Genomic DNA, 14159 nt, shown 5'->3' on the forward strand with positions numbered 1-14159 from the left:
CGCGTGGGCGACGGCCCGGCGGCCGGGCACCCCCGCGACGGTCACTCCTCGGCGCCGGCCCAGGCATGCTGGACGGCCAGATCCGCCTTGACCTCGGCGAGCTGGACGGCGACCGCCGACGGGGCCGTACCGCCGCGGCCGCTGCGGGAGGCGAGCGCGCCGGGGACGTCGAGCACGGTCCTGACCTCGGGCGTGAGGTGCGGAGAGATCTTCGCGAACTGATCGTCCGTGAGCTGGTCCAGCTCGATCCCGTGCGCCTCGCACTCCTTGACGCACTCGCCCGCGACCTCGTGCGCGACGCGGAACGGCACGCCCTGCCTGACCAGCCACTCCGCGATGTCCGTGGCCAGCGAGAAGCCGGCGGGCGCGAGTGCCTCCATGCGCTCGCGGTTGACGGTCAGGGTGGCCATCATCCCGGTGAAGGCGGGCAGCAGCATCTCGAGCTGGTCGCAGGAGTCGAAGACCGGCTCCTTGTCCTCCTGCAGATCGCGGTTGTAGGCGAGCGGCAGCGCCTTCAGGGTGGCGAGCAGACCGGTCAGATTGCCGACGAGCCGGCCCGACTTGCCGCGCGCCAGCTCGGCGATGTCGGGGTTCTTCTTCTGCGGCATGATCGACGAGCCGGTGGAGAAGGCGTCGTGGAGCGTCACGAAGGAGAACTCCTTCGTGTTCCAGATGATGACCTCCTCCGCGATCCGGGAGAGGTTCACCCCGATCATCGCGGTGATGAAGGCGAACTCGGCGGCGAAGTCCCGGGAGGCCGTGCCGTCGATGGAGTTCCCCGCGCTGCCGCGCTCGAAGCCGAGGTCCCGCGCCACCGCCTCCGGGTCCAGCCCGAGGGACGACCCGGCGAGCGCGCCGGAGCCGTACGGGGAGACGGCGGTCCGCTCGTCCCACTGGCGGAGCCGTTCGGCATCCCGGGACAGCGACTGGACATGGGCGAGCACATGGTGGGCGAAGAGCACCGGCTGGGCGTGCTGGAGGTGCGTGCGGCCCGGCATGGCGGCATCGGGGTGGGCCTCCGCCAGCCCCACCAGCGCGTCCTGGAGTTCGGCGATCAGTCCGCCGATGATCCGCGCGTGGTCGCGCAGATACATCCGGAAGAGCGTGGCGACCTGGTCGTTGCGGGACCGGCCGGCCCGCAGCTTGCCGCCGAGGTCCGGACCCAGGCGCTCCAGGAGGCCGCGTTCCAGGGCGGTATGGACGTCCTCGTCGGCGATGGTGCCGGTGAAACCGCCGTCGGCGACATCGGCCTCCAGCCGGTCGAGGCCGGCGAGCATCCGCTCCAGCTCGTCGGCGGTGAGCAGACCGGCCTGGTGGAGCACCCGGGCGTGGGCGCGGGAGCCGGCGATGTCGTACGGCGCGAGCCGCCAGTCGAAGTGGACCGACGCCGACAGCTTCGCCAGCGCCTCCGCGGGGCCGGCGGCGAACCGGCCGCCCCAGAGCCTGACGTCACCGCTGTTACTGCTCACAGCACTTGCTCCTCAAGAATTGCCGGGCTTCTGATGTGCCGCCGCCTCCCCTGCGCCGGGCCGGCGGCTCCCCCGCGGCCCGGCGGGCCGCGGGGGAGGCCGGCCGCAGGGGAGGCGGCGGCGGTGGACCTGCGTCAGGGCGGTGGCCCCGGTGGATCAGTAGTCCGGAGGCCGAGCCCCACCCTGTTGGCCTGTAAATCGAAGGCGAACGGGTCTTCTCGACCTTGGACGCGTTCTATTTACGAATCAGGCGAGGTCGCGCCTCGCCGCGATCTTCGCCGAGAGGCCGAAGATGTCGATGAAGCCCTGCGCCTTCGACTGGTCGAAGGTGTCACCCGTGTCGTACGTCGCGAGGTTGAAGTCGTACAGCGACTGGTCGGACCGCCGGCCGGTGACGACGGCGCGGCCGCCGTGCAGGGTCATCCGGATGTCGCCGGTGACGTGCCGGCTGGCCTCGTCGACGAAGCCGTCCAGGGCCCGCTTGAGCGGGGAGAACCACAGGCCGTCGTAGACCAGCTCGCCCCAGCGCTGCTCGACCTGCCGCTTGTACCGGGCCAGCTCGCGCTCGACGGTGACGTTCTCCAGCTCCTGATGGGCGGTGATCAGCGCGATCGCCCCCGGGGCCTCGTACACCTCGCGGGACTTGATGCCGACGAGCCGGTCCTCGACCATGTCGATCCGGCCGACGCCCTGGGCGCCGGCCCGCTCGTTGAGCTGCTGGATCGCCTGCAGGACGGTGACGGGCCTGCCGTCGACGGCGACCGGGACGCCCGCCTCGAAGGAGATGATCACCTCGTCGGCCTCGCGGGCCTCGGCCGGGTTGGAGGTGTACTCGTAGACGTCCTCGATCGGACCGTTCCAGATGTCCTCCAGGAAGCCGGTCTCCACGGCCCGCCCGAAGACGTTCTGGTCGATGGAGTACGGCGACTTCTTGGTGGTCGCGATCGGGAGCTGCTTCTCCTCGCAGAACGCGATGGCCTTGTCCCTGGTCATCGCGTAGTCACGGACCGGCGCGATGCACTTCAGGTCCGGGGCGAGGGAGGCGATGCCGGCCTCGAACCGCACCTGGTCGTTGCCCTTGCCGGTGCAGCCGTGGGCCACGATCGAGGCGCCGTGCTTCTTCGCGGCGGCCACCAGGTGCTTGACGATCGCGGGCCGGGAGAGGGCGGAGACGAGCGGGTAGCGGTCCATGTAGAGGGCGTTGGCCTTGATCGCCGGGAGGCAGTACTCCTCGGCGAACTCGTCCCTGGCGTCCGACACCTCGGCCTCGACCGCACCGCAGGCGAGCGCGCGCTTGCGGATGACATCCAGGTCCTCGCCGCCCTGGCCGACGTCCACGGCAACGGCGATGACCTCGGCGCCCGTCTCCTCGGCGATCCAGCCGATGGCGACGGAGGTGTCCAGACCGCCCGAGTAGGCGAGTACGACGCGCTCGGTCACGGGTTTCTCCTTACGGTGCATGCGTTGATGGGTATAACTATGCAGTGCTCCGTATGTTTTGTCAAAGCCGTGATAAGCAGTGGCCGCCCGTCCCCCCCGCTGCGTAGCCTCACCCCATGACGAGCAGGGGGAACACGGCCGTCGAACGGCTTGTACAGGGTGCCGGGATCCGCGACGTACTCGAGTCGGCGGACCCCGACGCCTGGCTGGATCTCGACGCGGAGGTCCGCGCCGTGCGGACGGGCGGGCCGCAGGTCCGCTCGCGGGAGCTGACGCGCGTGCCCGCCCTGGCGCTGTGCCACCGGGACGGACGGGTCCGGGAGGCCGCACTGGAACAGGTGGCCGGCCACCCGGACCTGCTGCCACTGCTGGTGGTCCGGACGGCGGACTGGGCCGGGCCGGTCCGGACGCGGGCCCGTGACCTGCTTCCCGGACTGCTGGCCGCGGTGGGACCTGAGGACCTGGTGCCGCTCACCGCCCTGGCGCTCCGGCTGTCCCGCCGCCGGCGCGGCGGGTTCGCGCACGAGACGCTGACCGCGTTCCTGCGGTCCGCCCGGCCCGCCGTGCTCGAACCGCTGCTGGTCTCGCCGGATCGCGCCACACGCCGGATCGCCTACGGCCTGGTCGTGGAACACGGACTCCTCCCCGCCGACCGGCTGGCCCGCGCCGCGGCCGCGGACGAGGACGTCGTCGTGCAGCGGCTGTGCGCCGATGCGGCCCTCGGACGCGCCCCCACCCTCGACGACGTGATCCTCCCGCTGGTGCGGTCACGGCACCCCGCCGCACGGTCCGCAGGGGTCACGGCCCTCCGCCGGGCGGGACGCCACGACGACGCCCGCCCGTTCCTGACCGACCGCTCGGGGCTGGTACGGGCCTGCGCCCGCTATGTCCTGCGGCAGGGCGGGACCGAACCGCTTCCTCTCTACCGCGCCCTGTGCGCCGACCCGGCCGACCACGGCATACCGGCCTGGGCGCCGCTCGGACTCGCCGAGTGCGGCGAGCCCGCTGACGCCGCGCTGCTGTGGCCACTGACCGGCCATCCCGTGCCGTCGGTACGGGCCCGGGCCGTCGCCGGGCTCCGGCTGCTCGGCAGAATCGACCTGGATCGGCTGCGGCCGCTGCTCGACGACCCCGCACCCACCGTCGCCCGGGAAGCCGCGACCACGCTCCTCCCGTGGGCGGGCAGCCTGCCGGAGGACTGGCTCCTGAGCCGGGTCACCGGCGACCGGGGCCCCGCCCACACCCGGCGCACGGCCTTCCGGCTGGTGCGCGCCCGTGGCGGGATCGCGGAACTCCGCGCCGCCGTGGCCCTGCTCGACGGCCCGGACCGCGCACTGGCGACCCTGGCCGTAACGGCGATCCAGCAGTGGGTACCGCCGCAGGGCGGACACCATGACCCCGCCGAACTCGACGCGCTGCTGGACCGCTGCACACACCTCTTCAGCGTGCACGCGCTGCTGAGCCTGCGGTGGCGGGCCGGACTGACCGGGCCGTCCGGGACGGGCGGCGAGACGGCAACGGCAGGGGGGCCGGAAGCGGCGGCAGATCCGGAAGCCGCGTGCGCGGCTGCAACTGCGCGGGGGCCTGGGCCGGTTCCGGGGGCGGGTACGGGGTCGGTTTCGGGGGCGGGTCCGGGGTCGGGAGACGGCGGCATCCCGGCACCGTCCCCGCGCGCCCGGGTGGGGGCCGCGATCCGGGCATGGATCAGACGCAGGAAGGCCTAGCCAGACCAGGAGTCTGCCGAAGATCTCGCTCCGACCGTCCTTCTTGCACCAGTTCGCCCGTGCCGATCGGGGCAACCTGGTGCAAGTCGGGCGCGTTCTCAAGATCGCCAGTGCACTCCCAGCGGCCGCATCCCTGCCTTCGACGACCCGCGCCGGGCGGCGGAAACACCCCGCGCCCTCGGGCAGGCCGACGGCGGCGGCGACGGCGCCCGCGCGCTGCCCGGCGTGCCCGCCCCTCGATACCGCCCCGACGCGCCGCCCCTCGATACCGTCCCGACGCGCCGCCCCGACGCGCCGCCGGACGATTGAACTCCTCGGAGCTTCTCTCCGTATCCACCTGCGCCACAGGGATGACCGAGGAGCAGCGGTGACGATGATTCAGAGCGGTCGGGCCGCCAGACGTCTGACGATGCGGGCGATCCGGCCGCGCCGCAATCCGGCGACGGTGCTGCTGGCCGCCACCTGGGCCGGGGCCGCCGCCGTCCTGTGGCTGTGGTGGGACAACACCGCGGTCGTCCACATGGACCCCGCGGAGTGGCTGATCGGCGCGGGCCGGATCACGGGACTGCTCGGGGGCTACCTGATCGCCCTCGTGGTACTTCAGATGGCACGCGTCCCGGCGCTGGAGCGGCGGGTGGGCTCCGACCGGGCGACGCGCTGGCACGCGATGAGCGGCCGGTACGCGATCAGCCTGGTCGCCGCCCATGTCGTGCTCACCGTCTGGGGATACTCCGTCCAGGCCGGCACCGGCCTGGTCGAGCAGACCGCCACCGTCGTCGTCGACTTCCCCGAGATGGTCGAGGCGACGATCGGTACGGCCCTGCTGCTGGTCGTCGGCTTCGTCTCGGCGGGCGCGGTACGCCGCCGGATGCGCTACGAGACCTGGTACTACCTGCATCTGCTGACCTACGTCGCCGTGTACCTGACGTTCTGGCACCAGCTGGCCACCGGATCGGAGTTCGTGGCGAGCGCGACCGCCCGGACCATCTGGTACGTGCTCTACGGCACCGTCGGCGCACTGCTCCTCTGGTACCGGATCCTGGCACCGGTGCGGCTCAACCTCCGGCACCGGATGCGCGTGGAGTCCGTCGTCGACGAGGCCCCCGGGGTGGTGTCCGTGCTCATCACGGGACGGCGGCTGCACCGGATCGGCGCGGAGGCCGGCCAGTTCTTCCGCTGGCGGTTCCTCACCGACGGGCTGCGCTGGAGCTCCAATCCGTACTCCCTCTCCGCGCCGCCCCGTCCCGATCTGCTGCGCATCACCGTCAAGGCGGCCGGTGAGCACAGCGGCGCGCTCAGCCGGCTGGAGCCGGGTACCCGGGTCTGGGCCGAGGGCCCCTACGGGGCGATGACCGCGGGCCGGCGCAGCCGGAACAAGGTGCTCCTGATCGCCGGCGGCGCCGGGATCACTCCGCTGCGGGCGCTGTTCGAGACGCTGCCCGCCGCGCCCGGGGACCTGTCCCTGCTCTACCGGGCCGGCTCGACGGACGACCTGGCGCTGTGGACCGAGCTCCAGGAGATCGCCGAGGCCCGGCGGGCGAAGCTGCTGTACGCCGTGAACGGGCCGGACGGGGCGCGGCCGGAGATCAGCACCGAGCGCCTCAAGGAGGTGTTCCCGGACATCGACGAGCACGACGTGTACCTCTGCGGGCCGCCCGGTCTCGCCGAGGAGTCCTACAACGCACTTCGGGCGGCGGGCGTGCCGTCGCGTCGTATCCATCACGAGTCGTTCGAGATGTGAGGCCGTACGTGAAGAGGAAGCATCCACTGCGCCGGATGATGGTCGCGGTCGCCGGCACCGCGTCGGCCGTCGCGCTGCTGCTGACGCTGAAGCAGCCCGGCACCTCGGTGGCGGGGGCGGCGTCCCAGGCCGGCGGCGTACCGCCCGCGGCCTCGGAACCCGCGGGCAGCGGCGCCGTACCCGCGGGCGGGGCGACCGTCCTCGGGGACGAGGCGGACACGCAGTTCGGTCCGGTGCAGGTCGAACTCACCCTGAGCGGCGGCCGGATCACCGGGGCGCGGACCGTCAAGGTGCCCAGCACCGACGCCAACAGCCGCAAGATCGCCGAGAGTTCCGTGCCGAAGCTCAACCAGGCGGCCGTCGCCGCCCAGAGCGCCGAGATCGACACCGTCTCCGGCGCCACCTACACCAGCCAGGGCTACATCCGCTCCCTGCAGAGCGCCCTCGACAAGGCGGGGGTCGCGGGTGCCGGTGCCGGTGCCGGTACGGGACAGGGCTCCGCGCCGGGCGCCGGCAGCGGTGCGGAAGCCCCGGGCGGGGAAGAGCCGGGACGGGACGCCGGCTCCGGCGGCGAGGGCCCCGGTTCCGGTTCGGGCGACGGTTCGGTCGCCGGCGGCCCGGGCCAGGGTTCCGGCTCGGGGGCCGCCGAGTCGGTGCTCGGAGACGTCGCGGGCACCCAGTACGGCGACGTGCAGGTGCGGCTCACCGTCAGCGGCGGCCGGATCACCGGCGCCGAGGCCGTGAAGACCCCCGGCTCCGACGCCAACAGCCGCAGGATAGCGGCCGGCGCCGTGCCGAAGCTCAACCAGGCGGCCGTCGCCGCCCAGAGCGCCGAGATCGACACCGTCTCCGGCGCCACCTACACCAGCCAGGGCTACATCCGCTCCCTGCAGAGCGCCCTCGACAAGGCGGGCCTGTGAGCGGCGACCGGGCGCGGATGCGCCATGTCGAGCATGTGATGGGCACGGTGTTCTCGTTCGACGTCCGGACGGACGGCGATGCCGACCGCGAGCGCGTGCGCGCCGGGCTCGCCGCCGCCGTGGCCGGGCTGCACCATGTGGACGAGGTGTTCTCGCCCTACCGCCCGGACAGCCAGATCAGCAGGCTCGCCGTAGGCGGACTCGCCCTGGCCGACTGCGAGCCGGACGTCGCCGAGGTCTTCCGGCACTGCGCGGCCGAAGAACGCCTGAGCGAGGGCTGGTTCACCCCCCGCTACACCGGCGGGCTCGATCCCACCGGCCTGGTGAAGGGGTGGGCGGTGCAGCGGGCGGTGGAGATGATCGCCTCCTCCGGGGCGGCGGCGGTCTGCCTCAACGGCGGGGGCGACGTCCAACTGCACGGCGGACCCTGGCGGGTCGGCATCTCCGATCCGCTGCGCCCCGGCGCGCTGGCTGCGGTCGTGGAGGCGCACGACACACTCGCCGTCGCCACCTCCGGACCGGCCGAACGGGGTTGCCACATCGTCGACCCGCACTCCGGCGGGGCCCCGGCCGCGGGCCCGGCGTCCCTGACCGTGGTCTGCCGGGGGCTGACCCAGGCGGACGCGAGGGCGACGGCGGCGTACGCCATGGGCCCGGGAGCACGTGCCTGGCTGGAGCGGCTGCCCGGCACGGAGGGCTTCGGCGTCGCCGCGGACGGCAGCACCTGGCAGACCAGCGGATTCGCCCGGCATCTGGCCGGGCGCGGCGACGGGGAGGGCCGGGCGGCCTGAGGCCGGGCCGCTGCGGCTCCGGCTCCGGCTACAGCTACGGACCGACTGATTCAGACTCCGGACCGGCTCCGAACCGGCGGACGGCGTTCGCCCGGGGCCCGGCGGGGTCGCATCGAGCGGCGGACGGGGCTCGACGCCCGCCGGCATCGTCGAGCGGCTCGGGGAAGCGGGACGGCCTCCGGCGTCCCGGACGCTCACCGTCGTGCACCCCCGGCGGGGGTGCACGACGCCCGCGGCGGCGGCACCCCCTCCCCCCGTGCCGTCAGCGGGCCCTCTGTGCCAGGCGCAGCAGATGGTCGGCGAGGGCCTGGCCGCCCGCGGGGTCGCGGGAGATCAGCAGCAGGGTGTCGTCGCCGGCGATGGTGCCGAGGATCGCGCGGAGTTCGGCCTGGTCGATCGCCGACGCGAGGAACTGGGCCGCGCCCGGGGGCGTACGCAGGACCACCAGGTTGGCCGATGCCTCGGCGGAGATCAGCAGTTCGCCGGAGAGGCGGCGCATCCGCTCCTCCTTGGCGGACTCCCCCAGCGGGGCCTGCGGGATGCGGAACCCTCCCTCACTCGGCACCGCGTAGATGAGTTCTCCGCCGGTGTTCCGGATCTTCACGGCCCCGAGTTCGTCGAGGTCGCGGCTGAGGGTCGCCTGGGTGACACTCAGTCCGTCGTCCGCGAGCAGCTTCGCCAGCTGGCTCTGGGAGCGCACCGGCTGCCGGTTGAGGATGTCCACGATCCGGCGGTGGCGGGCCGTGCGCGTCTGCGGCACGGACGGCCCTCCACCGGACTCCGTCTGGGAGGCTCCCCAGTTCTCGGTGCCCTGCGCGTCGGTCATCGTCGTCTCATTCTCCGGATCGTCCGTCCCCGTGTGTCCCGTCGAGGATGCCGGGCAGCGCCCTGAGGAGGACGTCCGCCTCCGCGTCGCCGATGATCAGCGGCGGCATGATCCGTACGACGTCGGGGGCGGGCGCGTTGACCAGGAGTCCGGCACCCTGAGCCGCCTGCTGCACCTGGGCGGCGAAGGGCTCGGTGAGCACGATACCCAGCAGCAGCCCCGCCCCGCGGACGTGGGAGACCAGCGGATGTCCCAGGGACTCGATCCCGTCCCTCAGCTTCTCCCCGGTCCGCTTGACCTCGTCGAGGGCGCCGTCGAGGGTTTCCAGGACGGCCAGCCCGGCGGCACAGGCGACCGGATTGCCGCCGAACGTGGTGCCGTGCTGCCCGGGCCGGAGCAGTTCGGCGGCCGGGCCGAAGGCGAGTGCCGCGCCGAGCGGCAGGCCTCCGCCGAGGCCCTTGGCGAGGGTGACGACATCGGGGTCCACGCCCTCGTGCGCCTGATGTGCGAACCAGTGGCCGGTGCGGCCGATGCCGGTCTGCACCTCGTCGAGCACCAGCAGCGTCCCGGTGGCGCGGGTGATCTCCCGCGCGGCCCGGAGGTAGCCGGAGGGCGGGACGACCACGCCGTTCTCGCCCTGCACCGGCTCCACGATCACCAGGGCGGTGTCCTCGGTGACGGCGGCCCGCAGTGCTTCCGCGTCCCCGTAGGGCACATGCGTGACCTCTCCCGGCAGCGGCAGGAAGGGCTGCTGCTTGGCCGGCTGGCCGGTGAGCGCGAGCGCGCCCATCGTCCGGCCGTGGAAGCCGCCGTGGGTGGCGACCATGTGGTGACGACCCGTCAGGCGACCGATCTTGAAGGCGGCTTCGTTGGCCTCGGCTCCGGAGTTGCAGAAGAGGACGCGGCCGGAGCGGCCGGAGAGCCGGAGCAGCCGCTCGGCGAGCGCGACGGGCGGTTCGGCGGCGAACAGGTTCGACACATGGCCCAGTGTGCCGATCTGGCGGGTGACGGCCTCGACGACGGCCGGGTGGGCGTGGCCGAGCGCGTTGACGGCGATGCCGCCGACGAAGTCCAGGTACTCGGCGCCGTCGGCGTCCCATACCCTGGCGCCCTGCCCGCGTACCAGCGCGAGCCCGGGCGTCCCGTAGTTGTCCATCATCGAGTTCTGCCAGCGCTGTGAGAGCCGCTGGTTGGCGGTGGCGTCGCTCATGCCGGTCCCCCTTCGGTCCCGTCGGGCACGACCATCGTGCCGATGCCCTCGTCGGTGAAGATCTCCAGCAGGATGGAGTGCTGCACCCGGCCGTCGATGACGCGTGCGGTGTTCACGCCGTTGCGCACGGCGTGCAGGCAGCCCTGCATCTTGGGGACCATGCCGCTGGACAGCTGGGGCAGCAGCTTCTCCAGCTCGCCGGCGGTGAGCCGGCTGATCACCTCGTCGCTGTCCGGCCAGTCCTCGTAGAGGCCCTCGACGTCGGTGAGGACCATCAGCGTCTCCGCGCCGAGCGCCGCGGCCAGCGCCGCCGCCGCGGTGTCCGCGTTGACGTTGTAGACGTGGCCGTCGTCGGCGGAGCGGGCGACGGAGGAGACGACGGGGATGCGGCCGTCGTCCAGGAGGGCTCTGATCGCTCCGGTGTCGATCGCGGTGATCTCACCGACCCTGCCGATGTCGACGAGTTCCCCGTCGATGGTGGGCCGGTGCCGGGTGGCGCTGATGGTGTGGGCGTCCTCGCCGGTGAGACCGACGGCGAAGGGGCCGTGCTGGTTGAGCAGCCCCACCAGTTCGCGCTGGACCTGTCCGGCGAGCACCATGCGGACGACGTCCATGGCCTCGGGTGTGGTGACGCGCAGTCCGGCCTTGAACTCGCTGACCAGGCCGTGCCTGTCCAGCTGGGCGCTGATCTGGGGTCCGCCTCCGTGCACGACGACCGGCTTCAGGCCCGCGTGCCGCAGGAACACCACGTCCTGGGCGAAGGCGGCCTTGAGGTCCTCGTCGACCATGGCGTTGCCGCCGAACTTGATGACGACGGTCCGGCCGTGGTGGCGGGTCAGCCACGGCAGCGCCTCGATCAGCGTCTGCGCCTTGGGCAGTGCGGTGTGCTTGCGGGTGCTCATCGGCTCCGGATCTCTCGGGACTCGCTCGGACTGGTGTCGGTGGCTCGCCCATCCGCCCGGGGCCGGGGCCCGGGCGGATGGGCGGGCACTCCCGGCCGCTCGGGCTCGGGCCGGGGCCCGGGCGGGGGTTCGGGCTCGGACGGGGGCTCGGGCGGGGCCGGGCCACTGGCTGTGGCTCCGGCTCATCGGCGGCCTCGGGCGTGCGGCCTCGGGCGTGCGGCCTCGGGCGTGCGGCCTCGGGCGTGCGGCCTCGCCCCGGCTCGTTCAGGAGGAGTAGGCGCTGTTCTCGTGGACGTAGTCGGCGGTGAGGTCGTTGGCCCAGATGACGGCGGACTCGGACCCGGCGGCGAGGTCGGCGGTGATCCGGACCTCCCGGTAGCGCATGTCGACCAGTTCCCGGTCCTCGCCGACGGAACCGTTGCGGCACACCCAGACGCCGTTGATGGCGACGTTCAGCCGGTCCGGCTCGAAGGCCGCCCGGGTGGTGCCGATGGCGGACAGGACACGGCCCCAGTTCGGGTCCTCACCGTGGATGGCGCACTTGAGGAGGTTGTTGCGGGCGATGGACCGGCCCACCTCGACGGCGTCGTCCTCGCTCGCGGCGTTGACCACCTCGATGCGGATGTCCTTGCTGGCGCCCTCGGCGTCGCCGATGAGCTGCCGGGCGAGGTCGTCGCAGACGGTGCGTACGGCGTCGGCGAACTCGCCGTGCGCCGGGGTGATCCCGGAGGCGCCGGAGGCGAGGAGCAGCACGGTGTCGTTGGTCGACATGCAGCCGTCGGAGTCGACCCGGTCGAAGGTGACGCGGGTGGCGTCGCGCAGCGCCTCGTCGAGGCCGGGGCCGTCCACGTCGGCGTCCGTGGTGAGGACGACGAGCATGGTGGCGAGGCCGGGAGCGAGCATGCCCGCGCCCTTGGCCATGCCGCCGACGGTCCAGCCGTCCCGCGCCGCGACCGCCGTCTTGTGCACGGTGTCGGTGGTCTTGATGGCGATGGCGGCCTTCTCACCTCCGTACGCGCTGAGTTCGGCGGCGGCCTTCTCGATGCCGGGCAGCAGCTTGTCCATGGGCAGCAGGACACCGATCAGCCCGGTGGAGGCCACGGCGATCTCCCCTGCGCTGTGCCCCGGAAGGACCTGGGCGGCCCTCTCGGCGGTCGCGTGGGTGTCCTGGAAGCCCTTGGGGCCGGTACAGGCGTTGGCCCCGCCGGAGTTGAGGACGACCGCGGACACCTCGCCGCCCTTGAGGACCTGCTCGGACCAGAGGACGGGGGCGGCCTTGACGCGGTTGGAGGTGAAGACGCCGGCGGCTGCGTGGCGCGGTCCGTCGTTGACCACGAGGGCCAGGTCCGGGTTGCCGTTGTCCTTGATCCCGGCGGCGATCCCGGCCGCCGTGAATCCCTGTGCAGCGGTGACGCTCAAGGTGCCACTCCGATCGTGGGAAGGCCCGCGGTCTGGTCCAGACCGAGGGCGATGTTCATGCTCTGGACCGCGCCGCCCGCCGTGCCCTTGGTCAGGTTGTCGATGGCGCTGATCGCGATGATCCGGCCGGCGGCCGGGTCGAGCGCGACCTGGACCTGAACGGCGTTGGACCCCTGGACGGACGCCGTCGCCGGCCACTGCCCCTCGGGGAGCAGCCGGACGAACGGCTCGTCCGCATAGGCCTTGTCGTAGGCGGCCCGCACGGCCTCGGCGGTGGTGCCCGGCCGGGCCCTGGCACTGCAGGTGGCGAGGATGCCGCGGGGCATGGGTGCGAGGGTGGGGGTGAAGGACACGGTGACGGGCTCGCCCGCCACGGCGCTGAGGTTCTGGACCATCTCCGGGGTGTGCCGGTGGCCGCCGCCGACGCCGTACGGACTCATCGAGCCCATGACCTCGGAGCCGAGCAGTTGCGGCTTGAGCGTCCTGCCGGCTCCGGAGGTGCCGCTGGCTGCGGTGATCACGGCCTCGGGCTCGGCGAGTCCGCCCGCGTACGCGGGGAACAGCGCGAGCGAGACGGCGGTGGGATAGCAGCCGGGCACCGCGATGCGCCTGGACCCCTCCAGCGCGTCGCGGGCACCCGGCAGTTCGGGGAGGCCGTAGGGCCAGGTCCCGGCGTGCGGGGAGCCGTAGAACCTCTCCCAGTCGGCGGCGCTGCGCAGCCGGAAGTCGGCACCCAGGTCGACGACCAGCACGTCGTCGCCAAGCTGCTCGGCGACCGCGGCGGACTGGCCGTGCGGCAGCGCCAGGAACACCACGTCGTGCCCTGAGAGCGCGTCGGCGGTGGTGGCCGTGAGCACCCGGTCGGCGAGCGGATGCAGATGGGGCTGGAGCGCCCCGAGCCGCCGGCCGGCGTTCGAGTTGGCCGTCAGGGCCCCGATCTCGACTCCGGGGTGTGCGAGGAGCAGCCGGAGCAGTTCCCCGCCCGCGTAGCCGCTCGCTCCCGCGACTGCTGCGCGTAGTGCCATCGATTCCTCCATACGTGATGGCATGACTATACGTAGGGCCGCAGCTTTATGCAATGCGGTGATCTCGTCTCTCCACCGGCCCGCTTCTTGAGACCTAGCGCTCCAGTCGGGCCTTTGGCCCTGTAGTTGATCCGAAGGAGCGCTGGTCCGAAGGAGCGTGGCCGCCTCTCGCCCGGGGCGTTTGCGAGCAGCGGCCCGGTGCCCCGCTTGTCAGTGGCTCCCCGTACGTTCTGCGGATGCCTGATCAGAGCCCCGCCTTGTCATCGATGTCCGACTTTGCGACCTGGGAACCCGTGGTCCGGCTCGTGCTGGCCGACGACGCGGACCGGCGTGCCGCCCGGCCAGCGCGGGTCGCCGGTCGCATCAGCCAGTACGGAATGAGCCCGGCGTATCCGGGGTCCATGTCGCCGACAACGCGGACCGCGGTGGAGGACATTCGGCGTACGCTCGCGCGCGGCGCAGCCATCAAGGTGCGGGACCAGGACCACCTGCCCGTTGCGGCCCTCGCGAACGAGATCCCGGCCCTCTGGGACCGCCCCAAGATCACACAAACGCTCCTCGCGGGAGACCTCGGACCTCCGATCTGGCCAACGGTGCCGCACGCCCCGTAAGAGCCGGGTAGCCGGATCACACCCCCGGACCGGCGCCCAGGGTCCCGGAACCGCGCGGGGAGGCCCGGGCATGTCACGGTC

General features: G+C 72.9%; 12 protein-coding genes. 5 read left to right on the plus strand and 7 right to left on the minus strand.

The annotated features are described in order from the left end of the window. Nucleotides 1–41: 41 nt before the first annotated feature. Together argH and DDQ41_RS01380 are read right to left on the minus strand one after the other, a co-directional pair. A complete protein-coding gene (gene argH / locus DDQ41_RS01375; RefSeq protein ID WP_109292790.1) occupies nt 42–1469 on the minus strand; it encodes an argininosuccinate lyase in 1428 nt (475 codons plus the stop codon). Nucleotides 1470–1715: 246 nt separating this feature from the next. Further along, nucleotides 1716–2909 (minus strand): argininosuccinate synthase, encoded by a 1194-nt coding sequence (locus DDQ41_RS01380; protein ID WP_216365075.1) that lies wholly within the window; start codon nt 2907–2909, stop codon nt 1716–1718. Nucleotides 2910–3025: 116 nt separating this feature from the next. On the opposite strand from DDQ41_RS01380, the gene DDQ41_RS01385 reads away from it, so the two are divergent. From DDQ41_RS01385 to DDQ41_RS01400, 4 genes are all read left to right on the plus strand, one after another. Next, on the plus strand, nt 3026–4633 hold the full coding sequence (locus DDQ41_RS01385; protein ID WP_109292792.1) for a hypothetical protein: 1608 nt from the start codon (nt 3026–3028) through the stop codon (nt 4631–4633). Nucleotides 4634–5006: 373 nt separating this feature from the next. After that, on the plus strand, nt 5007–6374 hold the full coding sequence (locus DDQ41_RS01390; protein WP_109297481.1) for a ferredoxin reductase family protein: 1368 nt from the start codon (nt 5007–5009) through the stop codon (nt 6372–6374). Nucleotides 6375–6412: 38 nt separating this feature from the next. Next, nucleotides 6413–7294 (plus strand): FMN-binding protein, encoded by an 882-nt coding sequence (locus tag DDQ41_RS01395; protein WP_109297483.1) that lies wholly within the window; start codon nt 6413–6415, stop codon nt 7292–7294. Nucleotides 7295–7332: 38 nt separating this feature from the next. Next, nucleotides 7333–8085 (plus strand): FAD:protein FMN transferase, encoded by a 753-nt coding sequence (locus DDQ41_RS01400; RefSeq protein WP_109297482.1) that lies wholly within the window; start codon nt 7333–7335, stop codon nt 8083–8085. A 262-nt stretch (nt 8086–8347) separates the two neighbouring features. On the opposite strand, the gene DDQ41_RS01405 is transcribed toward DDQ41_RS01400, so the two are convergent. The 5 genes from DDQ41_RS01405 to argC all read right to left on the minus strand — a co-directional run bounded on the left by DDQ41_RS01405 (nt 8348) and on the right by argC (nt 13467). Continuing rightward, nucleotides 8348–8911, minus strand: a complete 564-nt coding sequence (locus tag DDQ41_RS01405; protein ID WP_109292793.1) for an arginine repressor — start codon at nt 8909–8911, stop codon at nt 8348–8350. A gap of 7 nt (nt 8912–8918) precedes the next feature. Continuing rightward, nucleotides 8919–10121, minus strand: coding sequence for an acetylornithine transaminase (locus DDQ41_RS01410; RefSeq protein ID WP_109292794.1), 1203 nt, complete (start codon nt 10119–10121; stop codon nt 8919–8921). Continuing rightward, nucleotides 10118–11023 carry an acetylglutamate kinase gene (gene argB, locus DDQ41_RS01415; RefSeq protein WP_109292795.1) on the minus strand — a complete coding sequence of 302 codons (906 nt, stop codon included), beginning with the start codon at nt 11021–11023 and terminating at the stop codon, nt 10118–10120. Before argB ends, DDQ41_RS01410 begins: the two co-directional genes overlap by 4 nt. Before the next feature lie 264 nt (nt 11024–11287). Next, nucleotides 11288–12442: a bifunctional glutamate N-acetyltransferase/amino-acid acetyltransferase ArgJ gene (gene argJ / locus DDQ41_RS01420; protein WP_109292796.1), complete on the minus strand. Its 1155-nt coding sequence runs from the start codon at nt 12440–12442 to the stop codon at nt 11288–11290. Then, the gene (argC, locus tag DDQ41_RS01425) at nt 12439–13467 is read right to left on the minus strand and encodes an N-acetyl-gamma-glutamyl-phosphate reductase (RefSeq protein WP_109292797.1); all 1029 of its coding nucleotides are present in this window, start codon (nt 13465–13467) and stop codon (nt 12439–12441) included. Before argC ends, argJ begins: the two co-directional genes overlap by 4 nt. Before the next feature lie 236 nt (nt 13468–13703). On the opposite strand from argC, the gene DDQ41_RS01430 reads away from it, so the two are divergent. Further along, nucleotides 13704–14078, plus strand: coding sequence for a hypothetical protein (locus DDQ41_RS01430; protein WP_147317704.1), 375 nt, complete (start codon nt 13704–13706; stop codon nt 14076–14078). The last annotated feature ends 81 nt before the right edge of the window (nt 14079–14159 follow it).

It is taken from the genome of Streptomyces spongiicola, from assembly GCF_003122365.1.
In the GTDB taxonomy this organism is placed as follows: Bacteria; Actinomycetota; Actinomycetes; order Streptomycetales; family Streptomycetaceae; genus Streptomyces; species Streptomyces spongiicola.